Origin of the sequence: Ochrobactrum sp. SFR4 (assembly GCF_019730395.1) — a bacterium.
Classification (GTDB): Bacteria; Pseudomonadota; Alphaproteobacteria; order Rhizobiales; family Rhizobiaceae; genus Pseudochrobactrum.
The window spans coordinates 1-22,770 of the sequence record NZ_JAAPBB010000022.1 but is presented as its reverse complement, the minus strand read 5'-3'; the positions used below and the strand labels follow the sequence as shown (position 1 = coordinate 22,770).

Genomic DNA, 22,770 nt, shown 5'->3' with positions numbered 1-22,770 from the left:
TCCGGCGCTCATTTAAGGAAATCTCAAATGGATTTATTTAGCACAGCCGCGCTGTTGACGGTGATTGAAGCCCGCGACCGGCCAACAGCCTTTATCCGCGATACATTCTTCCCGAACGGTTTTCAGTCCGATGCGGAAGAAATCGCCTTTGATAAACTGAAACGCCGCCGCAATGTTGCACCATTCGTATCACCTTTGGTGCCGGGCAAAGAACGCGCCATTCGTGGCCGCCAGACCTCAACATTTACGCCTGCCTATGTGAAACCGAAAAACACAGTTCGCCCGGGTGAAGGCTTCCGCCGTCGTCCCGGCGAGCCGCTCAACGGCAATATGTCTGCGGAAGATCGCTACCTGCAGACTGTCACCGATATTCTGGCCGATCAGGATGATGAGGTGACACGCCGTGAAGAAGTGATGGCGGCAGAGGCACTGCGCACGGGCAAGATCATCGTCAGCGGTGAAGACTATGAAACCCAGATTGTTGATTATAATCGGCCAGCAAATCACACGCTTGCTCTGACCGGTGCGGATCGCTGGGGCGAGGCGGGCGTATCCATCCGCAAATCTATCCGCTCATGGGCGACACGTGTTGCTACCACATCGGGCGGTGCAGCCACAGAAGTGATCCTTGGGGCAGAGGCAGCAGAATTGCTGCAAAGCGATCCTGAAATTCGTGAAATTCTGGATAACCGCCGCCAGATGGGCGGTGAAATGCAATTCGGCCCTGTTGCTGCCGGTTCTGAGGATATGGTGGCGATTTATCTTGGCACTGTCGGGCAGTTCAACTTCTGGCAATATACCCAGCTGTTTGAAGATGATCAGGGAAACAATCTTGAACTGTGGCCAAGTTTCGGCGTTGGTGTGGTTGCTCCAAGCCAGTTCCAGGGCTTTATGGCGCATGGTGCCATTCAGGATGTGGCAGCGCAGATGAGGCCGTTGTCTCGCTTCCCGAAAATGTGGAATGTCGAAGATCCGTCGGCAACCTTCCTGATGACACAGAGTGCGCCACTGCCGGTACCAGGTGATGCGTCTGCATCGCTCTTTGCCATGGTTCGCTAACCACTTAATTTGAGAGGAATGAAACTATGGCGAAAGTCAAAACTGTGCGGCAGGCCTATGCGGTAACGCTGACCATTGCTGGTAAAGATGTGCCGCCTGGTACCGCAGTCACCCTGCCACAGGAGGAAGCGGATAAAATCGCCGCTTTGTTTGGCACTGTGCCGGAGGATCGATCTCTACCGAAGCTACAGGAAGTGACAAAACCTCCCGCGCCGGTAAAGACTACTGATCTGGATGCGCTGAATGCGGAACTTGAAGCGGCTCAGCTTGTCTATGACAATACCAAGGAAGCGCTTGCAGAGCCGGATGCCGGTGATGAGCAGCTCGCGGCTTTTGAAGCAGCGGAAGAGCGCCTGAATGCTGCGGAAGCGGCATTGGAAAAGGCGGGCGGCGAATGAGCCGTCCTGCCATTTTCTCCGATATGGCCGATGCTTTTGTCTCTGGTCTAGGCAATGTCGAAGCCAGTGTCACTATCAAGGGTAGTCCTGTGCCGTTGATCGGTATTTTGCGAAAAGTTCGGGAGACAGATTTGCTCGACATCGAGGGCATGGGTCTGGAAGGAGTGAACTATAGCTTTGCTGCTTCCGGCACAGCGCTCGATGGTGTTCGTCAGGCGGACACGATCACTATTGTACGAAGTGATGATGCGCAGGATATCGGCAAGGTTTTTGTGGTGGCCGGTCATGTTGATGACGGGCGGGCGATGAAACGCCTGCTTCTGCATGAGGATGAATAAACATGGCGCATCTTCGACAAACGATCCTTGATAAGATCAGAGAGCAGCTCCAGCCGGTCGCAGCACAATATCTGGGCATTGTTACACCAATGCGCTCAACGGCAGTGCCCGAGGAGGATTTGCCCTCCTTCACAGTGCTCTACACCAGTGACCAGACAACGCCTGATGGTGTGGTCTATGATGATGTCACCCGGCAAGAACTGACGAGGCTCAATCATCGGCTTGCTGTTAATGTGGTCATTCATTTTAAAGGTCGCAAAGATCCGTCTGCAGAGTTTGATCTTTTGGCTGCGGCTGTTGAGAGCGCATTGCCTCCATCAGATTTGGGCGGATTGGTCATTGATATGATTTTGTCTGCCACAGATCATTTTATCGATGCCGGTACGGCGCAGAGTCTTGGTGCGGGACGCATGGTGTTTGATGTGAGTTACCGCACATATGCAGGCTATCCCAACAGACGAGCCTGATCGCAGACCATTCATTCCATTTATTTAAACAGGAGATAAGTCCATGGCTTTAGGTCGTGAGCTTGTGATCAAGCGTCTGATGACGCCGGATGATTTTGTCTCGGTGTGCGTGACAGAATCCCGCTCATTGGAAATCAACAATGAAGAAATCGACATCACCAAGCCCAATTGTGCTGATCCAGGCAGCAAGCTTTTGTTGCAGTTAATGTATGGCATCCAGCGTATCAATGTGCAGCTTGATGGTGCTTTCGTCAGCAACACTGCCTCCAAGGCCATGATCGGTGATGCAGTCAATCAGGTTGTCACGCCGTATCAAGTGGTGGTGCCGGGGGTCGGGACATTCGAAGCTGATTTCCTGATTTCGTTGACATTCTCGGGCGATAAGACCAATGAGCTGCAGTGTCAGGGGCGGATGTCTGCAACCGGCACTGTTGGCTTTACTCCGGCAGTATCACCATGACGGATGCTTTACCCAATACTCTCCGTGGTGAAGCTGCCTGCCAGATTGGCGATACCAATCTGGTCCTGGTTGTTGAGTTTGGCCGGTTGGCAACGCTTTGTGAAGTGGCCGGTTGTGACACGATGGATCTGCTCTATACGCGACTTATTGGTTTCCATCCCAAAACGGTGATGGCAGCCCTACGTGTCCTGACCACGCATCCGGATGGTGACAAGGCAGCGCGTGATCTGGCGCACAAAGCCATCGCAGAGCTGAGTGCCGCGGATGAACAGTCATTCCGCAAAGCTATCACCAAAGCTCTTTCCGGCCATATCAATGATGGCAAGAAACTGCGCGGCGAGACCGATCATCTCAATCAGTTGGAAAAGGCATTTGAGCAGGCCACATCGGGAAACGCACTGAGCCCCTCGTAATCACTGACCAAATCCAGCAAATGCTTAGTTTTGCAACCGGAGTATTAGGGTGGTCGCCGGAAGTTTTTTGGCGATCCACATGGCCGGAGCTGGAATCTGCTATCGAGGGGCGTACCGGTAAACGCTCAAAAGACATTATCACACCGGCAAGGGCGGCAGAGATTGCCCGTCATTATCCACCTACCAAATCCATCAGATAGGGTAATTCATGTCCCGCAATGACATCATGGCGTTTATCGGCGCCAATGCCCGTGGCTTCCATGATGCCATGACCCGTGTACGCGGCGATACCAAGGCAACTGCCAAGAATGCGCAACGGGAATTTTCCGATCTGTCTGCCGGTCTCAACCGGTCTATGGCTCTCGTCAAAGGGGCATTGGCCGGTGTGGGTGTCGGCCTCTCCATTCAGGGAGTGAAGCAGGTTATCTCCGATATTGGTAATATCGAAACAGCAGCAAAACGGGCTGGCATGACAATCAAGTCATTTCAGCAGATGAAATATGTAGCTGAAACCAACCGCATTGAAGTTGATGCGATGGCTGATGCCTTTCGTGAGCTAAATCTGAGGGCAAATGAATATGCCCAGACTGGCAAAGGCTCCGGTGCAGAAGCTTTTGCTCAGCTTGGTATGTCGCCGGAGGAGGTCAAAAAACGCCTCAAGGATCCGGCAGATTTTATGTTGGAGATTATTGACCGTACCCGTCGCCTGAAAGACACTGCTGCCGGCATCCGTATCTTTGATGAGATTATGGGCGGACAGGGTGGTGAGCAGTTTGTGTCCCTGATTGAACAAGGGCGCGATAAGCTGACCGAAACCATTAAAGAGGGGGAGGAGCTTGGTCGTGTCCTCTCCGATGATGTGGTGCAGGCTGCTGCCGATGTTGATCGAAAGTTTCAGGAAATTTCCAATACGGTTTCCGGATCGCTCAAGGGTGCAATCGTTGATGCTTATCAGGCCCTGCAGGTGTTTGTTGCTTCATTTAGCGCCATGGAAGAGCGTAGTTCTGAGGCTTTGCGTGCCAATCAGCAGCAATTGCAGACTCGCCGTAAACAACTTGAAGAGCAAAAGGGAACAAAGCAGGACAGTGCACTGTGGTTGATTGGTAAAGATGCAGCCACTGAAATGGTTGAGGTCGATAAACAGCTCAAAACCATCAATGATGAGCTGGAACGCCGTAACAAACTGACAGCCATTACCGATACGACAATCCCACCACCGGTAACACCCTATATATTGCCTGCAGAGACCAAGACCAAGGGCGGCGGATCGCGCTCTGCGAAAATAAGTGATGCAGAGCGCGAGAAAAAGGCGATTGATGATTTGATTGCCTCACTCGAAGAGGAGTTGGCGCTTGTCGGGCTTACTGATGAGGCGCGGGATAAGGAAGTTGCCCTGCGTAAAGTCGGTGCAAGTGCAACGGATGCACAGCGCAATCAAATTACAGCGTTGATTGAGGCGCGTTATCAGGAGCAAAAAGCGGTCGAGGCCGTTGAAGAGCAGCTTCGTCGCAATGCGGATGCAGCTCTCGATCTGGCTGACATCTCTATGAATATGATTGACACGATCATTGATGGTTCATTCAGTGCAAAAGAGGCGCTGGCTGGACTGCTCCGTCAAATGTCGCAGGCAATGCTTATGGGGCAGGGTCCTTTGGCAAACCTGTTTGGGATATCGCCTCAGTCATCGGGTCTCGGTGGTTTGTTTGGGATGATGTTCGGCGGTGCACGCGCTGCTGGTGGCAGCGTAACGCCCGGCAATCTCTATCGCGTTAATGAGAAGGGGGAGGAGTTCTTCTCTCCCGGCACTCATGGCCGGATTATTCCGCATGGCAGTGCTGGAGGTGCTGGCAATAGTATCTCATTGGCACCGGTATATCAGATTGATGCTAAAGGGTCGAATATGACCCCTGAGCAATTCAAGAGTGTTATTGAAGAAGTGAATAAACGTAGCTTGCCTCAATTGGCTGCTCAGATTCAGCAGCTTAATATGCGGGGGATGTTGTCATGACGCCGATCACATTGCCGGAAGTCGGATTTAAAGCTTCCCGCCCTCTTTTGGTGGAGCAGGTTTCGGCATCCAAATCCGGTGAGCGGTTAATTTCATTTATTGAGTACGGTGACCCATATTGGGTAATTGATATTACGACAGACCCGTTAAAGGCTGCTCCTCTGCTGGCTGTTGAGATATTCGCACGTCTGGCGCGTGGCGGATTGCGGACCATTTTGTATAGCCCTGTCTGTTTACCGCAAACATATTGGGGGCAACCAGATCATATTGCCCTAAGTAAAACAGGAATTCTGCAAAATATCACCGATCAGCAACTGCTGAATATGAGTGGTGTATATGCAGGGCTGGTTATTATGGCCGGTGATTACATTTCGCTGACAACAGCGGATTATCATTCCCTTCATCAGGTGGTTACAGGTGGTGTGGCAACCTCCGGCGGATCTCTTTCCCTGCGTGTCTGGCCTCCGGTCATGTCATACATCACTGTGGGCGCGGTGGTTACATTCAAAAATCCAAAAATGAATACACGGCTTGTGCCGAATTCTTTTTCCCTCTCTCCTGACAATCTGCCGGTTGCTACATGGCGGCTTACTGAGGTGCCTCGTTAATGGCTTATCCTTCCAGATTACAGCAGTTGCTTGATGAGGGGCGTGTAGTGATCCGCTCAATGATCAAGTATGAACTTGGCACCGGTGTATATGGGGTTTGGAACGGCAAGGGCAGTTTCGAGTGGGGTGGTGTTACCTATCACGGTAACCAGCTTGTCGGAGTGGAAACGATAGCAGTCGGCCTTGGTACGGCTGCACTTCCTATGACAATCGAAATGCCGGAAGCTGCCGATTTTGGTTATACAGCTGACAAACTCGCCTCCATAGAGGATGAGGATTACAAAGGGCGTCCGGTTGTTATCTATGATGTTTATATAGATCCGGACAGCCGGTCGGTACTTTATGTCGAACCGCTGAACCATGGTTACGTTGATACAATCGACCATGCAGGGGAGAATGGTGAATTTAAGCTGGTTGTGCATGTTGAGACATCAGCACTGGATAATCACCGCGACGGTTACAGATCCGCATCGCATGAGGATCAGCAACTGATCTCCGCCGGAGACAGGGGGCTGGAATATGCCTCAAAAGTCAAAACTGAAAAGTTTGATATAACTCTGTAAATTTACAGGTCATAATATTTATGTGAAGGTGTCATTGTAAGTTAAATTATGAGTAAACTCATCTGTAATTTTTTCAGTGTCACTATTGAGGGTTCTGAAAAATGATGTCTCATGCGACGTGTCAAAAATATCTCTATATTTTACTTTAATGTATACATGCAGAGATGTTTTATTACGATTGAATTTTTCAACGTAATCAGCTTCATCGAACACTTCACTAAGATAAATTTTTTTCTCGCCCTGTGCCCCTACTATAGCGCTGTAATCATGACTAATAAAATCTCCAATTTCATGTGGAGTAAAATTAGGCATTGTTTGATATGATTGCATATCAACTGAGTATACTGTGCAGGGTGTTTGACCGCAATTTTTAACAATCACAACAATAGTTAAAGCTTTATCGTGGCTATTACTAAGAACTACAGTTGAATACGGTACAATATAAGCTCTTAGGTGAGATTTGTTATAATTTTCACTGAGCTTGACACTAGCCCATGCCGCTTGTGTAGCTTTTTTAGCCTCACGCACAGATAACCAAGCGCTCACTGCAGTGGCGGCCGTGAATATTACGGTTAGTGCTAACCCCACTACTGACCAGAACGATAGATCGTAATTGAGGGCGCTGTAATGAGCCAAATCTTTCTGAATACTGATGTTTTCTTTGCTGCGATCCTCTTCCCGTTGCTCACGCTGCCGGGCATCATCGGCATTTTTTTGATCATCTGGTGTCGTAATAATCCGAACAGGTATCGAATAGGTGTTAGCGCTGTCATTCTGTATCTCGCCGTTATGGTTTGCGGAACGACTGGTATCGCTTTGAGCCGATACAGCTTGGAAATTAAACAATGTAATCAAAATCGCAGCAACTGCGATTAATGTTGATCTAATACGCACCAAGAATCCCCCACCTATAATAAAGCATCCATGCATAGTCATGGATCTGCTGTCCATCCTCCCAAGGTTCGATAATGACACTCATTCGTTTAACGGATTGGGATCGCCGTCTGACGGGCGTGACCGAGAAACATATTGGCTTGCCTATGGTTTGGGGTGAGAGCGATTGCTTGCTCACGGTTGCTGATGCGATTGAAGCTATTACCGGCAAGGATTTTGCTGAAAAAATCCGCGGAACTTATTCCGATGAGCAGGGCGCTGCGCGGGCAATGCGCCGCCGGAAGTGCGCAACGGTGGAAGATGTGCTGGCCAGACGTTTTCCTGAGACCGGTCGTTTTTCAGCCATGCGTGGTGATGTGGGTATTGTTGAAATAGAGGGTGTAATCACAGCTGGTTACGTCACAGAATACGGCTTTGCTGTCCGTGGTGAAAGTGGATTGCAGTTCCTCCCGCTCACACAGATCAAGCGGGCTTTTGCTATTGGTGAACGCTGATGCTCAAAATCACTCGCATTTTATCCTCAGCCTTGCTGCTTTCAACTGCCCTTGTTGATGTTGCTTATGCGGCTCCGGTCGCTGCTGTATTCACCGGTATTATCGGTAGTCTGTTTGGCGGTAGTTCGCTTCTTGCCGGTACAGGTATTCTGGCAGGTATTGCCCGTCTTGGTATCGGTCTGGTCGCGCAATACGCTGCCGCAAAAGTTATGGGCAGCAAACAGAAGGCACAAGCCTCGCAGCTTGAAACAACATATGGCGAGGATCTGTCCCGCTCGATTATTCTCGGTACGGTCGGAACCGCTGGGCATCGTGTTTATCGTAATGCGTACAGCAAGGGCAACCGCCGTTTGCAGGATGTGTATCTGCTCTCTCACTTCCGTATCAATAAGGTGCGGCGCATCATGTTTGATGGGCGGTGGGTGAATGCCGAAGGCAATCAGGCCGGTGAGGCAGGTTTTCGTATTCCTTCCATTGGTGATGCGCAGCTATGGATCAAAACACATTTTGGTTTGCTCAATCAGCCTGCCGATGAGGGGTTGATCCGCCGTGCTAATCCTTGGCACCGATGGAGTGCTGATCATCGTCTGGCCGGTCTTGGTTACGTTGTGGCAACAAACCAGCTGGACAGAGAAGACATGCCGCAGCCGTGGCAGGGTTATTTTGAGGTAGAAGGTGCGCCCCTCTATGACTGGCGGCTGGACTCAACCGTTGGCGGATCGGGGAGCTGCCGCTGGAACGACCAGAGTACATGGGTGTTCACGCAGAACCCGATTGTTATGGCTTATAATCTGGAGCGTGGGCTGTTCATTGGAAATGAGATGATCGTGGGCAAAGGTACTCACGCATCCCGTTTGCACTCAAAGATTTCTGAATGGACAGTTGCCGCCAATATCTGTGATGAGGTTATGCCTGATGGCGGCAGGCGATATACCGCCGGTGTGATTGCCTCCTCCGGTGCCGGTGTGACCCATGACCAGAATATGCGCCCGCTGCTTGAAGCATGTGCAGCGTCATGGGTTGAGGATGCTGAAGGCCAGTACCCTATTGTCGGGGCTAATCAGGCTGTCATAGATACTTTTACCGATAAGGATATCTGCTGGGGTGAGAGCTTTCGTTTCTCACGAAAACGTACCCGTACCCAACTGGCAAACACAGTTTCTGCAACATATCAGGATCCTGAAAAATTCTATCAGGCATCACCGACCCAGACCCGTATTGAGCAGGATGCCGTTGCGGCAGATCGTGAACGCCTGTCTGTTTCACTGCAATTCACCGCTGTTACTGATGTGCGGGTTGCTGACCGTCTCGCGGATATTGCTTATCGTGCCAGCCGGTATCAGGGTAATGCTGCACTGGTACTGCGTCCGCGTTTTCTCGAAACGGCCAGATCCGGACGCTGGATCAAATGGGTGTCAAAAAAGTATAAGGGTGAGTTTATATTCCAGATCCTTACCCGTCAGCTCGGAGCGCTCGGTGCCAATGGTGCACGGAATGTGCATTTGACTTTGCAGGAGGTTGGTAACGGCATTTTTGACAAGACGCAGTTTGAAACTGTGCCGGTTATTACTGCACCAGTAGGGACGCCGGATTACTTGTCCGAGGTGGAGAACCTGACATTATCTCCCTTGGTTGTGGTGGTGGGCGACAAACGATATCCTGCAATTCGTACGCAGCGAAACCAGATTGAAGATATTACAGTAACCGGTGTTGAGTTCCGGTATTATCCGGTACTTCAGCCGGAAGCTGTAAACCATCAAAATGCAGCTGTTGATGTGGAGGTATTCCCGCTCACATACAGCGTTGTTTCAGGCACTGATTATGCGGTTGAGACAAGGTTGATAACCCAGCCATATCGAAAAGTGCCTTGGTCAGACGCCAAATTTGTGAAAACGCCTGACCAGCCTAATACAGATGTGCTGGCAGAGCTTGCGCAGATCGGTGAAGATGCAAAAGAGGTGCTTGCTGACACTCTTGCATTGCAGGGCATGTACCGCGATCTGCTGGAGCGTGTTTCATTAGATGCCGCAACCGGCACCGGTATGAACGCGGTTGACCGGCAAGTATATACCAAGCAGTTTCAGTCCGCTTTCGCTCAAATTGTTGAGGAGAAACGGTTGCGAGCTGATGGTGATGGAGCATTGGCAGAAATAACAACTGCGCTTCAGGTCAAGATGGAGGATCCTGAAACCGGATTGCCTGCCTTGGCAACCGGATTGCAGCAGATATCCGCGCAAGTGAATGATGATGAAACAGGGCTTTCGGCATTGGCTGCAGCTATGCTTGGTGTCGAAGCCAGCGTGGGTAATGTTTCTGCCGGTGGTCTGATCTCATTTAAAGCCGCTGTTCCGCCTCCGGCAGGTGTATTGTCACAGATCAACATTCTTGCCCGTGCGACTGTAGATGATGAGTTTATTCAATCGGGCATGATCATTCAGGTTTATCGTGATGGATCTGTTATCAAGAGCCGGATCCTGAATTTGGCAAATCAGTTTGTCATCTGGGACGGTAATGCTGCCAATCTGCCATTTGTCTATGAAGCCGGTGTGCTGAAGCTTGCTATTGCCAATATCGGAGAGATTACCGCAGGTCTTATACGTTCTCCTGATAATCGTTTTCGATTTGATATTGGCCGTGGTCAAATGGAATGGTTTGACTGATATGCCTCGTGGTTTTCTTAAAGATATAGGCGGCATAAAACGCCTGCGAATGGTGAAAGCCGGTCGCGATGCAAATGATCTGGGGTTGCCGTATAATGATGTGGTCTTTGACAGTACCTTTCCTGTCAGCCTGACACCGAGGGCAATCGGTATTGTCAGGGTCACGGAGCACGGCAATCCCGTTAAAATAGTGAGCTGGATTGATCAGGGGTATATCCCGCTAACCTTCGCACGGGCAAAGGCAGTTGATAGCAATCTCTGGTACAGCTCCGTTCCTTGGACTTCTAATAATCCATATTTATCGGTTGGTAGGGATGGCCTGTATCTCATTACCGGCTCATTCAACTTGCCGGTAGATATTGCTTATATCGCTTTCAGAGTGGCGGGGTAGAGATGGTTCAGAGAGGTGTCATCAATCTGGGGCAGGGCATGTTTCGTGTTTCTGCCGCCGGATTTGATGTGAGAACTGCAACGCCGGATCAGCTCCTGATAGATGAACGGGTGCTCTATAATCAGATTTTGCAGAGTATTTATGTTCCGTTCAATTCGCCTGTGTCCACGGTGACTGTGCCGCTCATTGATTATGGTTTTGTACCGCAGTGTTATGCTTATTCCAGAACCTCTGCCGGTGAGGACAGGACATATCCTGCTCCTGCTATCTGGTCACCGGCGGCGGGTACAAGGCTGCAAAATCATTTCTTTTATGAAGTTACCCGTAACAGCCTGACAGTACACTTTCCTACACCTACCACGCTGCGGGGAGCGCAGGTTCTTACAATGAGGCCGTGATGCTCAGAGCAAGATTGGGGAAGGACGGCATTTATATTGCCAAGCAGGGGCATGGTGTTGATGGCGGCGAAGCATCTTTAAACTTCTCCCCTTCCGGCGCGATGCAGAATATTTTTACAGCCGGAACGGTACAGTTTCAAACTGATCCAAATGAATATTACATGGGGCAATATGTAAGTGCGGTTGTCCCGTTCGGGCGGGTTTTTGATGTGCCGCCACTGGCATATTGTCAGGCTGCAACAAGCAATCCAGACGGGCGCAGAGAAGTATCTTTAACGACATTTTTGGGGCTTCAGCAACAGCGGGATTTACGGTTTCCGGATCTATGGTGGAGAACTACAAGGACAGAATTGAAGATATTTGCCTACAACCCACTCTCGGCACGGCCATTCGCAACTTACTGCATATGTCAAAATGAGGCTTCCTGATGCTTATCGTTTATAAGGATGACGGCCGGATAAACTTTATCTCTTCATTTCACTCGGATGAGGGTTATGAGAAGCACCTTCAGGACTTGGGATATCTGACGCTGGATTACCAAGGTCTGGAGCAGCCGTCTGATGTTGTGGCTAGCTGCTATGTCCTGAATGGTGAATTAGCTGACCGGCCACACATCACAATCAACGCCACGGAAGTACAGTCGGGCGATGAGATAATCATCGGCGGTCTTCCCGCTACATCACTGGTAGTGATTGATGATGTCGAGCATCAGGTTACAGGTGACAAACTGACCTTTGAGTCTGGTGATATTGGTGAGTATCAGATCCGGATTGATGCGTGGCCGTGCTTACCATTTAATCAGACGGTGGTTGTGCGATGAAAATCACACTTGGTAAAAACATCAACAATGAGCGCATAAAATGCAGGCAGGAGCTGGATAATCTGTTTGCCCAGCGGATCTCAGATGCTCTGGGAAACAAGGCAGCACTTTATGCGGTGAAATATTCAGCGGCGCTGGCGCATATGAATGGTGTTTCTTCACCTCTGATATCCGGTGATGCAGATGCGGCTGATATTATTGAACGTAATAATGATATGCAAACAGCGTTGGCAGTCATCGAAACTGAGCGGCAGGCTGTGCAGGCGCAAATAGATAAAGCGCCGGATTACTTTTCTTTACAGGGTATTCTTGCCCGTTATCGGGCTTAACCATTCACAACAATCTGGCTTTTAGCGCTGTCCGTTTGAGATGGCTATTTCCGCATGGAGATTAATCAATGGCCTCATATGGCTTTGAGTTTTACAGCACAGGCACGATCTCCGTTACTGCGGGGATGACTGCTTTCACGGGTACAGGTACTGCATGGCAGGTTCGTGGGTGTGAGGGAGCGTTACTGGTAATCACCGGTGCGAGTGCAGTAGATTTTGTGGCCTCTTTGAGTAGCGATAATGCCGGTGAGTTGCGCATGCCATGGGCAGGCGCGACCATGGCTGATGCGCAATATACTATGTGGTTACCTTCTGCGGCAGCGGCCACCAATCTGGCCAATCATCAGCGCCTTGCTGAAATCATTGCCAGCATTCAGAACGCGCAGCCTGCCAGCGATGTGCTTGAAAATATCGCGTTGCTTCCTGTCGGAGAGGATAAACTACTTATTGGGGATGCCTCCGGACAGTATGTCCTTATTGATCGGTCAGAACTTGGTATAAATGATCAATACAATAACCTTTCGCAACTTGCGGCGCTTGAGAAAGCCAATGATCAGTTCGTCATCATGGGGGCGAACGGTACAATCACGCTGATGTCAATTTCCAGCGTACTAAAAAAGCCAAAAGATGGGACAGATCAGCAGTTAATTGATGCGACCGGCGCGGTAATAAAGAAAACAGACTTACCGATTTCGGATGCAGTCCAGAAAGCATTGCATGCCAAAGCTTCTTATAACTGGATCATCAATCCTGACTTCACAATCAATGAGCGTGGTGGTGTGAAAAAGCCTGCAAATGGTGTGTATGGTTTTGATCGTTGGAGAGGTCACGCGAATGGTGTTGAACAAATCATAGAGGCTTTGCCAGCAGGTGAATATACTCTAACTTGGTCTGGCGGCGGCAATGGTTCTTTCGGCGGCCAAACAAATGCTTCTCCAATTAAAATTACTGTGGCAGGCGGAAACACTTCTGTTGTGGTTCCTGCAACTGCAACGAGAGTCAGTGTTGTATCTGGCGATGCTACTTCATCTGACCCTTATGTGCATTGTGTTAGAAGCGTAACAATAGAAAGGATGTTATGCTTAAGGTATTTTTATGATACCAATACAATATTATCTATGGGTCAACAGGGTAGCGCGTATGTTGGTGGCAGCTGGAGCTTCTTAGTAGAAATGCGATCCGTGCCGACCATCTCCTTCTCTAATGGTCAAGGGACACCAAATACATTTAGAACTCAGTCTTCAGGAGATACCGTAACTGTAGCTGCTGGAGGATTTGGTGCGTCTACCACAAAGGTAATACTTGATGCCGTTTTATCTGCCAATACTGGAAATTGGTTCAGATTTCAATTGCGCTTGGACTCGGATTTTTGAAATGATCGAAAACGCAAAATATACGGAAATCGGCTCGATCATTGCCGTTATCGACGGGCAGAAAATGACTGTTCCGGATGATATAGGGAATCGTCATCGCGCCATGATTGCTGAATGGGAGGCAGTAGGAAATCTCATTGAGCCTTACGTGCCGGAGCCAGAAGCGGAACCTGTAATTATCATTCCTGCTGTCACTCTATGGGAACGTATGACAGATGCTGAAGCCATTCAGGTGAATGATGCAATGGCAGCGCAACCGGTTCGCGCCCGTCAGATATTTCTCACTGCCAACACCTTCCGGTCAGATCATGAGCTTTGGCCGCTCTTACAACAGGTGGCATCTGACTTATTTGGCGTTGAGCGGGCAGCAGAGCTGCTGGCCTAACCTTTAATTTTTATTCTGCTTTAACAGTAAATTTCACAGGAAAATTCAAATGGATAAAACCGTGCCAGCTGGCGCGGCGATCCTGCTTGACTTCATTCGTAAGACTGAAGTGGGGCGGACTGATCGCGCGTCTTATGATGTTATCTATGGTCACAATCAGGATAAACTGCCGAAGCCGATAACCTATATGACAATAGGGGAGCTGGTTGATGCGCAGGCCAGCTTTACCAAGCGGTTCAAATCATCCGCCTCCGGTGGGTATCAGTTCATGCGCAAGACCCTGCAGGATTTGTCGCGTGAGCTGCGCCTGAATGGGCGACAGATTTTTGATCCGGATTTACAAGACCGCCTCGGCTATCACCTGCTTAAGCGCCGTGGCTATGAAGAGTTTATGGCCGGTACAATCTCCATGACTGAGTTTGCCAAGCGGTTGGCTATGGAATGGGCTTCGTTTCCGGTGCTTGTCGCAACCAAGGGGCAGCATCAGCAGCTTAAGCGCGGCCAGTCATATTATGATGGTGATGCCCTCAATAAGGCTTTGGTAGCACCGGAAGCCATTGAGGCGGTGTTGCATAAGGCAAAAGCTGCAGGCAACGGCTTGCCACTGCCGGTTCCTGAAAATCCGGAAACGGAAACGCAACCACCTGAGCCTGAGAAGGCGAAGCCGGTTTCTCACTCAAAACGCTTTTGGACATGGCTGACAGCTGCGGCACTTCCGGCTGTTGGTTTGCTGGATTGGCGGGTGCAGCTGGCTTCCGTGGTTGTGGTGAGCGGTATCGCGGTTTACGCGATTTACTCAATGCCGTCTGTGAAATCCAAAGTCGAAAAACTGTTTGAGGCGCTCTGATGCTGGGTCGGCTCCAAATCATTATGGCTGTGCTGGCCGTGGGTGCTGCTGCGCTCACGGGTGCTGTTCAGCTGGGTAAATACAAAGAGCGGCAACGCGGCGCAATACTGCAGCTGCAGAGTGATATCCGTATAGAGCGGGAGAGGGTGAAGGATGATGCGAAAACACGCAATCTTTCGGACTATGATTTCTGTGTTCAGTCTCTTCGCCGTCGCGGGGTGCAGTCCGCAGACTGTGAGCAGCTGCGCGGGTTGGCGCCAGAATGATCTTTCAGCTGCTGGGCTGGTGGCATTGACCAAAGCTGACCGGCAAGCAGCAGAACGGGTGGAAGGTAATGACCAAAATGGAAAACGGCAAGGGTGTTGGTTATGAATGGTGCTATCGAATGGACACAGATATCTTCATTACTAGTAATAGGTGGCTCTGTAGTTGGTGTATGGTATCGTTTACAGCAACAAATTAATGCTAATCGAGCTTATCATGAGCGACAACATGCTGCATATCAACTTCATGTTGCAGAAAATTATGTCACAAGACCTGGTATGAATGAACAGACAGAACGAATGATGCGGGCTATTGATGGACTTGACGCAAAAATAGACCGCATGAATGATAGATTGGATAAAGTGTTTCAAACACGTTGATTTTCACTACCGCAAAGTATGGGGGTTATGGTTTCATAGCCCCCATTTTGTTTGTTAATCCGTGCCAAATGCCTTTTAACATCATCCGAATATGATCCACTCGGTTCTGAGTAAATAAACTATAAAAAACAAACTTTCTTATAAGCTTTATTCCATCAACTATTTTCCAGTTAGTTTTTAGCCAGTTTTGTTTGTAAAGCCAAACTGCATTTCTGAAATGATAATAGTGGCGCAATGGTGAGTGGACTGGAATTTTTCGTCCAAAAAATATAATTGGATTGTCTCCAAGATCATGCTGCATGTAAGCAGAGCATACACCAAAAGATTGATATCCAAGCTTTTGTGCTCTTAGTCCCCACTAAATGTCTACGTAGTCAATAAAGAGCTCCTCACGCATCCCACCAACATTATCGATTGTTTCGATTGGAATAAGAGAGCCCGATGATATTAGATAGTCGACCTCAACAATCTCACTCTCACAATTGCATTGATGTCTGGTTAGTTTGAGACCTTCTACCTTGATAAATGGTGGAGGGTTCTTTTGACGCGGATCTTCATATCGAACACCAAGGCAAGCGATTTTTATTCCAGCTTTGCGTTTTTCTACGGCTGCTGAGTGCAGCTTCTTAACCATATCTGAATGTGGAAGGCTATCTTGATCAAATAATAGCACATAATTACTGTTGTTATTTCGGGCAATTTCGATGCCAACATTATGTGCTTTCGCAATGCCAAGATTTTGCTCTAATGGTTCAAATATGATTTTATTTGTGAGGTTTTTAATAAAGCTACACACATCATTTTGTGAACCGTTATCGACGATAATGGTCTTATGTACTTGAGGCAAAATAGCATCTAGAAGCTGGGCCAGTGCTTTAAAGTCAGGATTATAAGTTACGATAATTGCAGCTATTAGGTCTGTTTTCTTGTCTGCCTCTATTGTCATTCTGCGCCTTGCTTGTGATTCCCATGGTGTTCAACTCATAGCATAGATAGTTGTAAATGATGATGTGCTGAGGGGTGCTTTCAGAGTATCATTCTCAAGTCTGATTTGCTAATAGCGTGATATCTAGGTGCTAATATCATCAAAGCCAATTCCAGTATGCTTAGGGTTGAAGTCAATTGCATAATAAGAAAATAGCATTGTTGAAGAATGAGTTGTCGGGTGCTGCCACGCGAATGAATTTCGCTTTGCACTTGGCTTGGAGTGATACGCAAGCACGATATCGCAGATCCGTTCTTGGTCCGTTATGGCTTGTTATTGGTACATTAATTGGCGTTGGCGGCTTGGGATTTGTGTGGAGCGCATTGTTCGAGGTGGATCGAGCGACCTTTATTCCGTCATTGAGTATTGGTTTGGTGACTTGGATGTTTCTGAGCGGCAGCGTAGTTGAGGCTGCGGCTGTGTTTTATGGAAGCCGAGGATTAATTCTAAACGTCCCCGTTTCATCTCTATTAGTTTCCATTTTGCTACTTTTTCGACAGGTTATAAATTTTGGTCACAACTTTATAGTCGTCATTTTAGTAATGATGATTTATCCAGAGCATTTATCTTGGGCTGCGTTGCTATTTATTCCTGGATTTATATTAGTATGCCTGAATATGCTGTGGGTTATTCAATTGATTGGGTATATCGGAGCACGGTATCGTGATCTTGCGCCACTCTTAGCGGCTATTATGCAGCCATTATTCTTTATAACGCCTGTTTTGTTTCGTCCAAGTCAACTTGGTGCGAAAGCATTTATTACTGATTTTAATCCTTTTACATATTTGCTGTCTTTAATACGAGACCCGTTATTGGGAGTGGTTCCTTCACTGTTTACGTGGAGTGTTGTGCTAGCAATGACAGTAGTGGGGTGGGTTGCTGCTCTCGCCATGACTGTATCAAAACGCCATCGTTTGGCATACTGGGTTCATTAAAATGGCTATAATTGAAGTTCGAAACGCAACCGTTGAATATCCCTTATATCAGGGAAACAGTATGTCATTGCGCAATACGATTGTTGCAGCAGGCACAGGTGGGATTATTTCGCGTGGTACTAGTAATATTGTCACGGTTAAAGCTTTAGATGATATTAGCTTTACATTGAACGATGGCGATCGCGTTGGATTGATCGGCCATAATGGTGCAGGAAAGTCGACTCTGCTGCGCACATTAGGCGGAATTTATGCGCCGACGGCTGGAAGTGTCCGTGTTGAGGGGCGTATTTCAACTATTTTCGAGCTGGGCGCAGGGTTGGATGCTGAGTTGTCTGGCTATGAAAACATAATTCGCATGGGGATGTTTCTCGGGGCAACCAAATCACGGGCACGAAGCTTCATTCCGGATATTGAAGAGTTTACTGAACTTGGAAATTTTTTGGCGGCACCAGTACATACATATTCGGCTGGTATGTTGACGCGCCTGACATTTGCAATTTCAACTGCTATTCAACCTGAAATCTTGTTAATTGATGAAGTGCTGGGTGCGGGGGATGCGTCATTTCAAGAAAAAGCCAAGGCGCGAATGGAAAATGTAATTAAATCGGCACGCATTTTTGTATTAGCTTCACATTCCACTGAAATGATTAATCTTTATTGTAATCGAACGCTGCAATTTGAGCATGGTAGGCTGGTTGAGGATAAATATCTTTGATTGTTTATCGTGTTAAAATGAACTTCGCTTATGATTAGGTATTTCTATGCTTAATAAACCTGAAATAACAATATTGTTAGCTACCTATAATGGTGAAGAATTTTTAGATGAGCAGCTAAATTCGCTCAATAATCAAATTGTCGATAATATTAATATTTTGGTGAGTGATGATGGCTCCACTGATGATACATTAATTATTCTCGATGAATGGCGTGGGAGATGGAGTAAAGGGTATTTTACTGTACTTACGGGGCCACAAAAAGGGTTTTGTGAGAATTTTCGCTTTCTTATAAACTCCTTAGAGGTGAGCGATACATTCGTTGCCTTTTGCGATCAGGATGATATTTGGCGTGCCGATAAGTTGGATAATGCATTTAAAAAGCTCGCATCTTTAGATGTTAATGCGCACGCTATGTATTGCAGTCGTTCTCGATTGATTGATGCTGAAGGGCGAGAGATAGGCTTTTCCCCATTTTTTCCTAAGAAGCCAACCTTTGAAAATGCGTTAGTTCAAAGTTTAGCTGGTGGTAACACGATTGTACTTAATTTTGCAGCATTTAAATTGTTGCGTGAAAGTGCTAAGCGCACGAGCTTTTTTAGTCATGATTGGTGGTGTTATCAAATTGTTATGGGAGCTGGTGGACATGTAATTTATGACAGTGTTCCACAAATTGATTACCGGCAACATGGAAATAATATTTTTGGTCGTAACAACGGCATTCGGGCCATGTTACGTAGAATTGTTGCATTGTTTTCGGGTGATTATTCAGAATGGATTGATGTTAATCTGTCTGCCTTGGAAAAATGCCAGGACCTATTGCTTGTGAATAATGTTGATTTAATCAACAAGTTTAAGATCGCACGTAAAGGCAATGTCGTAAATCGCCTATTATTTCTGTTTAAGAATGACATAAAACGTCAAACATATATTCCTAATATTGGTCTATATGTATCGGCATTAATGGGTAAGTTGTAAGCGCCATAACTGGTGTAAGGAGAGTAGTTTGAAGGGAATAATTCTGGCTGGAGGTAGCGGTACTCGCTTATATCCTCTCACTTTGGCTGTTTCGAAGCAAATACTGCCTGTTTATGATAAGCCGATGATTTATTATCCGCTAAGCACACTTATGTTGGCAGGTATCAGGGAGATTTTAATTATCTCTACTCCGCGCGATTTGCCGGCTTTTAAAGAGCTGCTCGGAAACGGATCTGATTTTGGTATAGAATTATCCTATGCGGAGCAACCAGAGCCAAATGGTTTGGCAGAAGCCTTCATTATCGGTCGCGAGTTTATTGGCACTGATCCAGTTGCAATGATCCTTGGTGATAATATTTATTATGGTGTTGATCTACCTCAGATTTGTAAAGAGGCTATTAGTCAAGAAGCTGGAGCAACAGTTTTTGCATATCATGTTGATGACCCAGAACGTTATGGTGTTGTAGCATTTGATGCACTAACAGGTGTTGCTCACTCGATCGAAGAGAAGCCAGCTTCGCCGAAGTCTAATTGGGCTGTAACAGGACTTTATTTTTACGATAATGATATCGTAGATATTGCTGCGAGTATCAAGCCATCTGCACGTGGTGAGTTAGAAATCACCACCGTAAATAATATTTATATGGAACGTGGGCAGTTGCGCGTTCAACGTTTAGGTCGTGGTTATGCATGGCTTGATACGGGTACACACGCTAGCCTTCATGAAGCTTCATCCTTTGTGCGAACCATTGAGCATAGGCAGGGTATGAAGATTGCCTGCCCTGAGGAAATCGGTTTTGAGATGGGGTGGTTGAAAGCGGAAAAAGTTTTGGAGCGTGCTGCTAAGCTTGGAAAAACTGAATATGCAGACTATCTCAAGCGCCGTGTTGTACAAGGAGCGCATTGATGTTGGAAGTGAATGAATTAGGTCTCGGTGTATTGGAGATTATTCCTGCACGTTTTGGTGATGATCGTGGGTATTTCACAGAGACTTATAATAAGAATAAGTTTCAGGCTCATGGAATTTCTATGGAGTTCGTTCAGGACAATCAATCATATTCCGCTAAGAAGGGAGTACTGAGGGGATTGCATTATCAGCTTGAACCTCACGCCCAAGACAAGCTTGTGCGTGTATTGCAGGGGCGAATTTACGATGTTGCTGTTGATATTCGCCGTGGTTCAAGCACTTTTGGCAAATGGGTTTCATTGGAAGTGACAGCGGAACGTGGCAATCAAATTTTGGTGCCAAAAGGCTTCGCCCATGGCTTTTTGACGCTCGAAGAGCATACAATTGTCTCTTATAAAGTCAGTGGGTATTACTCTACTGAATGTGATCGTAATATTCGTTATGATGACACGAATCTGGCTGTGGAATGGCCAGAGTTAGACGTTGAATATCAACTTTCGGATAAAGACTCTGTAGCACCTTATCTGAGTGCAGCTCAGGTTTTTGAATAAATATTATTGGCGGAGCCTAATATTGATGAATATATTAGTTACTGGTGGCGCAGGCTTTATTGGTTCTGCTGTTTGCCGTTTGATGGTGCAAAATCCAGAAAACACAGTGATAAATATCGATAAACTGACCTATGCGGGTAATTTGCAATCACTGAAAAGTATCGAGAATGCTCCTAATTATAAGCATTACTGTGTAGATATTTGTGATGAGCAAAAAATACTGTCGATATTAAAAGATGAAAATATTGACAAAGTTATGCATTTGGCTGCCGAAAGCCATGTAGATAGATCAATTGATGGGCCTGCAGCTTTTGTTGAGACAAATGTTGTAGGGACATTTCGCATGCTGAGTGCTGCATTATCCTACTGGCGCGAGCTGCCCGCTGACAAGAAAGCGAGTTTTCGTTTTCATCATATTTCGACTGATGAAGTCTTTGGAGATTTGCCGTTTGATGAAGGCATGTTTACAGAGACGACGCCATATGCGCCGTCATCACCATATTCTGCATCAAAAGCCGCTTCGGATCATTTTGTACGTGCTTGGTATGAGACTTATGGTTTGCCTGTTGTACTCTCCAATTGCTCAAATAATTATGGACCATTTCATTTTCCTGAAAAGCTCATCCCTTTGGTTATTCTAAATGCACTTCATGAGAAGGAATTACCAATATATGGTAAGGGCAATAACGTAAGAGACTGGTTGTTTGTTGAAGATCATGCCAAAGCTCTTGAGTTGGTTGTAATGCAGGGAAATGTTGGGGAGAGTTATAATATTGGTGGCAGTGAAGAGCGAACCAATCTCTCTGTGGTTGAGGCTATTTGTGATATTTTAGACAAGCAACGCCCAAGAGGTAACAAAAAAAGTTATCGCGATTTGATTGCCTTTGTTACAGATCGCCCCGGTCATGATCGTCGCTATGCTATTGATGCTAGTAAAATAACATCTGATCTTGGTTGGAAGCCAACTGTTACTTTTGAGCAGGGACTAGAAAAAACAATAAATTGGTATTTGAATAATGAGTGGTGGTGGCGACCAATTCGAGAAAAAACATACACTGGTGAACGTTTAGGGCAGGCGTGATTTTGTTATGAGAATTGCAGTTACTGGTAAAAATGGCCAAGTTGTACAGAGTCTGCTTGCAAGGGCCGACGAGGGTTTTGAGATTATAGCTTTAGGTAGGCCAGAATTGGATTTGGCTATGCCTGAGACTATTTTTTCGGCTTTAGCTGCAGTTCAACCAGATTTTGTTATATCGGCGGCGGCTTATACCGCTGTCGATAAAGCTGAAGATGAACCAGACCTAGCTTACTTAATTAATGCTACTGGGGCGGAAGCTGTTTCAGACGCTGCAGCTAAACTAAATGTACCTATAATCCATATATCTACTGATTATGTTTTTGATGGTAGTAAATCCAGCCCCTATTTAGAAGTGGATTTAACTAACCCTAAAAATATTTATGGTTCTAGCAAGTTAAAGGGTGAGCAGTTGGTCGCAGCAGCTAATCCAAAACATATTATTATTAGGACGTCTTGGGTCTATAGTCCCTATGGAATAAACTTTTTAAAAACGATGTTACGGCTAGCAGGGACACATAAGGAGATTTCTGTAGTTTCCGATCAATGGGGCGCACCTACATCCGCTATAGAGTTGGCGACTGCGATCAAACATGTTGTTGAGTGTATTTCTAGAGATGCTGCATTCAATAGTTGGGGGATTTATAATTTTTCAGGAGCTGGCGTTACTAATTGGGCTGATTTTGCAAGAGAAATTTTTAAGCATTCATCTAAACTGAGAAATTCGTCTGTAAATGTTATTGATATAATGACGTCTGATTATCATTCAAAGGCGTGCAGGCCAAAGAACTCTAAAATATCTACTGATAAATTTGAAAATGAATTCAAATATACTATTCCAAATTGGAGGGTATCTCTGAAGGAAGTTTTAAATGTATATGATCTTTAATAATTTATAACATTTATATTTTCTTTGCGTGCAAAGTGATAATATTCATGGTTGATGTTCAAATTCTCGATGTGGCAGTAATTGTATTATGAGTGATAAAGCAAAAAGAATTTTAGTTTTTCCAGCTGGAACTGAAATCGGTTTGGAAGTGGAGCGCTCATTACGTGATATTCGTCATTTTCACGTGA

At 46.8% G+C, this 22,770-nt stretch carries 32 protein-coding genes; 29 read left to right on the top strand and 3 right to left on the bottom strand.

Features of this window, described 5'->3' with window-relative positions; genetic code table 11:
- Positions 1–27 precede the first annotated feature (27 nt).
- The 10 genes from HBA93_RS16650 to HBA93_RS16605 are packed head-to-tail and all read left to right on the top strand — an operon-like array spanning position 28 to position 6,314.
- Positions 28–1,059, top strand: coding sequence for a major capsid protein (locus HBA93_RS16650; RefSeq protein ID WP_075655058.1), 1,032 nt, complete (start codon positions 28–30; stop codon positions 1,057–1,059).
- 26 nt (positions 1,060–1,085) lie between these two features.
- The gene (locus HBA93_RS16645; protein ID WP_022711863.1) at positions 1,086–1,457 is read left to right on the top strand and encodes a hypothetical protein; all 372 of its coding nucleotides are present in this window, start codon (positions 1,086–1,088) and stop codon (positions 1,455–1,457) included.
- Positions 1,454–1,795 (top strand): head-tail joining protein, encoded by a 342-nt coding sequence (locus HBA93_RS16640; protein ID WP_221724011.1) that lies wholly within the window; start codon positions 1,454–1,456, stop codon positions 1,793–1,795. Before HBA93_RS16645 ends, HBA93_RS16640 begins: the two co-directional genes overlap by 4 nt.
- 2 nt (positions 1,796–1,797) lie before the next feature.
- On the top strand, positions 1,798–2,262 hold the full coding sequence (locus HBA93_RS16635; protein ID WP_221724010.1) for a hypothetical protein: 465 nt from the start codon (positions 1,798–1,800) through the stop codon (positions 2,260–2,262).
- Between the two features lie 43 nt (positions 2,263–2,305).
- Positions 2,306–2,722, top strand: a complete 417-nt coding sequence (locus HBA93_RS16630; protein ID WP_022711860.1) for a phage tail tube protein — start codon at positions 2,306–2,308, stop codon at positions 2,720–2,722.
- Positions 2,719–3,135 (top strand): hypothetical protein, encoded by a 417-nt coding sequence (locus tag HBA93_RS16625; RefSeq protein ID WP_221724009.1) that lies wholly within the window; start codon positions 2,719–2,721, stop codon positions 3,133–3,135. Before HBA93_RS16630 ends, HBA93_RS16625 begins: the two co-directional genes overlap by 4 nt.
- 20 nt (positions 3,136–3,155) lie before the next feature.
- The gene (locus tag HBA93_RS24565; RefSeq protein ID WP_075655064.1) at positions 3,156–3,335 is read left to right on the top strand and encodes a phage tail assembly chaperone; all 180 of its coding nucleotides are present in this window, start codon (positions 3,156–3,158) and stop codon (positions 3,333–3,335) included.
- A gap of 8 nt (positions 3,336–3,343) precedes the next feature.
- On the top strand, positions 3,344–5,143 hold the full coding sequence (locus HBA93_RS16615; RefSeq protein ID WP_221724008.1) for a tail tape measure protein: 1,800 nt from the start codon (positions 3,344–3,346) through the stop codon (positions 5,141–5,143).
- Positions 5,140–5,751 carry a hypothetical protein gene (locus tag HBA93_RS16610; RefSeq protein WP_221724007.1) on the top strand — a complete coding sequence of 204 codons (612 nt, stop codon included), beginning with the start codon at positions 5,140–5,142 and terminating at the stop codon, positions 5,749–5,751. Before HBA93_RS16615 ends, HBA93_RS16610 begins: the two co-directional genes overlap by 4 nt.
- Positions 5,751–6,314, top strand: a complete 564-nt coding sequence (locus HBA93_RS16605) for a hypothetical protein (protein WP_221724006.1) — start codon at positions 5,751–5,753, stop codon at positions 6,312–6,314. Before HBA93_RS16610 ends, HBA93_RS16605 begins: the two co-directional genes overlap by 1 nt.
- An 18-nt stretch (positions 6,315–6,332) precedes the next feature.
- Here the strand turns inward: HBA93_RS16605 and HBA93_RS16600 are convergent, their stop codons facing one another.
- The gene (locus tag HBA93_RS16600; protein WP_221724005.1) at positions 6,333–7,250 is read right to left on the bottom strand and encodes a hypothetical protein; all 918 of its coding nucleotides are present in this window, start codon (positions 7,248–7,250) and stop codon (positions 6,333–6,335) included.
- 32 nt (positions 7,251–7,282) lie between these two features.
- Between HBA93_RS16600 and HBA93_RS16595 the strand changes: the two genes are divergently transcribed.
- From HBA93_RS16595 to HBA93_RS16540, 12 genes are all read left to right on the top strand, one after another.
- Positions 7,283–7,702, top strand: coding sequence for a DUF6950 family protein (locus HBA93_RS16595; RefSeq protein WP_221724004.1), 420 nt, complete (start codon positions 7,283–7,285; stop codon positions 7,700–7,702).
- Positions 7,702–10,362, top strand: coding sequence for a phage tail protein (locus HBA93_RS16590; protein WP_221724003.1), 2,661 nt, complete (start codon positions 7,702–7,704; stop codon positions 10,360–10,362). Before HBA93_RS16595 ends, HBA93_RS16590 begins: the two co-directional genes overlap by 1 nt.
- On the top strand, positions 10,355–10,753 hold the full coding sequence (locus tag HBA93_RS16585) for a hypothetical protein (protein ID WP_221724002.1): 399 nt from the start codon (positions 10,355–10,357) through the stop codon (positions 10,751–10,753). The genes HBA93_RS16590 and HBA93_RS16585 overlap by 8 nt, the downstream gene beginning before the upstream one ends.
- A 2-nt stretch (positions 10,754–10,755) precedes the next feature.
- Positions 10,756–11,151, top strand: coding sequence for a hypothetical protein (locus tag HBA93_RS16580; RefSeq protein WP_221724001.1), 396 nt, complete (start codon positions 10,756–10,758; stop codon positions 11,149–11,151).
- On the top strand, positions 11,151–11,579 hold the full coding sequence (locus HBA93_RS16575; protein ID WP_221724000.1) for a hypothetical protein: 429 nt from the start codon (positions 11,151–11,153) through the stop codon (positions 11,577–11,579). The genes HBA93_RS16580 and HBA93_RS16575 overlap by 1 nt, the downstream gene beginning before the upstream one ends.
- On the top strand, positions 11,579–11,971 hold the full coding sequence (locus HBA93_RS16570; RefSeq protein WP_221723999.1) for a hypothetical protein: 393 nt from the start codon (positions 11,579–11,581) through the stop codon (positions 11,969–11,971). The genes HBA93_RS16575 and HBA93_RS16570 overlap by 1 nt, the downstream gene beginning before the upstream one ends.
- The gene (locus HBA93_RS16565) at positions 11,968–12,300 is read left to right on the top strand and encodes a hypothetical protein (RefSeq protein ID WP_221723998.1); all 333 of its coding nucleotides are present in this window, start codon (positions 11,968–11,970) and stop codon (positions 12,298–12,300) included. Before HBA93_RS16570 ends, HBA93_RS16565 begins: the two co-directional genes overlap by 4 nt.
- Before the next feature lie 68 nt (positions 12,301–12,368).
- On the top strand, positions 12,369–13,673 hold the full coding sequence (locus HBA93_RS16560) for a hypothetical protein (RefSeq protein WP_221723997.1): 1,305 nt from the start codon (positions 12,369–12,371) through the stop codon (positions 13,671–13,673).
- Position 13,674: 1 nt separating this feature from the next.
- Positions 13,675–14,058 carry a hypothetical protein gene (locus HBA93_RS16555; RefSeq protein ID WP_221723996.1) on the top strand — a complete coding sequence of 128 codons (384 nt, stop codon included), beginning with the start codon at positions 13,675–13,677 and terminating at the stop codon, positions 14,056–14,058.
- A 49-nt stretch (positions 14,059–14,107) separates the two neighbouring features.
- A complete protein-coding gene (locus HBA93_RS16550) occupies positions 14,108–14,905 on the top strand; it encodes a lysozyme family protein (RefSeq protein WP_221723995.1) in 798 nt (265 codons plus the stop codon).
- Positions 14,905–15,171 carry a hypothetical protein gene (locus tag HBA93_RS16545; RefSeq protein WP_221723994.1) on the top strand — a complete coding sequence of 89 codons (267 nt, stop codon included), beginning with the start codon at positions 14,905–14,907 and terminating at the stop codon, positions 15,169–15,171. The genes HBA93_RS16550 and HBA93_RS16545 overlap by 1 nt, the downstream gene beginning before the upstream one ends.
- Positions 15,172–15,273: 102 nt before the next feature.
- Complete coding sequence (locus tag HBA93_RS16540; RefSeq protein WP_022711843.1) at positions 15,274–15,549, top strand: hypothetical protein; 276 nt, start codon at positions 15,274–15,276, stop codon at positions 15,547–15,549.
- A gap of 25 nt (positions 15,550–15,574) precedes the next feature.
- On the opposite strand, the gene HBA93_RS24245 is transcribed toward HBA93_RS16540, so the two are convergent.
- The gene (locus HBA93_RS24245; RefSeq protein WP_286202000.1) at positions 15,575–15,850 is read right to left on the bottom strand and encodes a glycosyltransferase family protein; all 276 of its coding nucleotides are present in this window, start codon (positions 15,848–15,850) and stop codon (positions 15,575–15,577) included.
- 57 nt (positions 15,851–15,907) lie between these two features.
- Entirely contained in the window at positions 15,908–16,495 is a 588-nt protein-coding gene (locus HBA93_RS24240; protein ID WP_286201999.1) for a glycosyltransferase, read from the bottom strand.
- Positions 16,496–16,671: 176 nt separating this feature from the next.
- On the opposite strand from HBA93_RS24240, the gene HBA93_RS16530 reads away from it, so the two are divergent.
- From HBA93_RS16530 to rfbD, 7 genes are all read left to right on the top strand, one after another.
- The gene (locus tag HBA93_RS16530; protein WP_221723993.1) at positions 16,672–17,469 is read left to right on the top strand and encodes an ABC transporter permease; all 798 of its coding nucleotides are present in this window, start codon (positions 16,672–16,674) and stop codon (positions 17,467–17,469) included.
- A gap of 61 nt (positions 17,470–17,530) precedes the next feature.
- Positions 17,531–18,184 (top strand): ABC transporter ATP-binding protein, encoded by a 654-nt coding sequence (locus HBA93_RS16525; protein WP_286201998.1) that lies wholly within the window; start codon positions 17,531–17,533, stop codon positions 18,182–18,184.
- 46 nt (positions 18,185–18,230) lie between these two features.
- The gene (locus tag HBA93_RS16520; protein ID WP_221723991.1) at positions 18,231–19,160 is read left to right on the top strand and encodes a glycosyltransferase; all 930 of its coding nucleotides are present in this window, start codon (positions 18,231–18,233) and stop codon (positions 19,158–19,160) included.
- 28 nt (positions 19,161–19,188) lie between these two features.
- Complete coding sequence (rfbA, locus tag HBA93_RS16515; RefSeq protein WP_221723990.1) at positions 19,189–20,067, top strand: glucose-1-phosphate thymidylyltransferase RfbA; 879 nt, start codon at positions 19,189–19,191, stop codon at positions 20,065–20,067.
- Entirely contained in the window at positions 20,067–20,618 is a 552-nt protein-coding gene (gene rfbC / locus HBA93_RS16510; RefSeq protein WP_221723989.1) for a dTDP-4-dehydrorhamnose 3,5-epimerase, read from the top strand. The genes rfbA and rfbC overlap by 1 nt, the downstream gene beginning before the upstream one ends.
- Before the next feature lie 25 nt (positions 20,619–20,643).
- The gene (rfbB, locus tag HBA93_RS16505) at positions 20,644–21,699 is read left to right on the top strand and encodes a dTDP-glucose 4,6-dehydratase (RefSeq protein ID WP_221723988.1); all 1,056 of its coding nucleotides are present in this window, start codon (positions 20,644–20,646) and stop codon (positions 21,697–21,699) included.
- A gap of 7 nt (positions 21,700–21,706) precedes the next feature.
- Positions 21,707–22,582 carry a dTDP-4-dehydrorhamnose reductase gene (gene rfbD / locus HBA93_RS16500; RefSeq protein WP_221723987.1) on the top strand — a complete coding sequence of 292 codons (876 nt, stop codon included), beginning with the start codon at positions 21,707–21,709 and terminating at the stop codon, positions 22,580–22,582.
- The last annotated feature ends 188 nt before the right edge of the window (positions 22,583–22,770 follow it).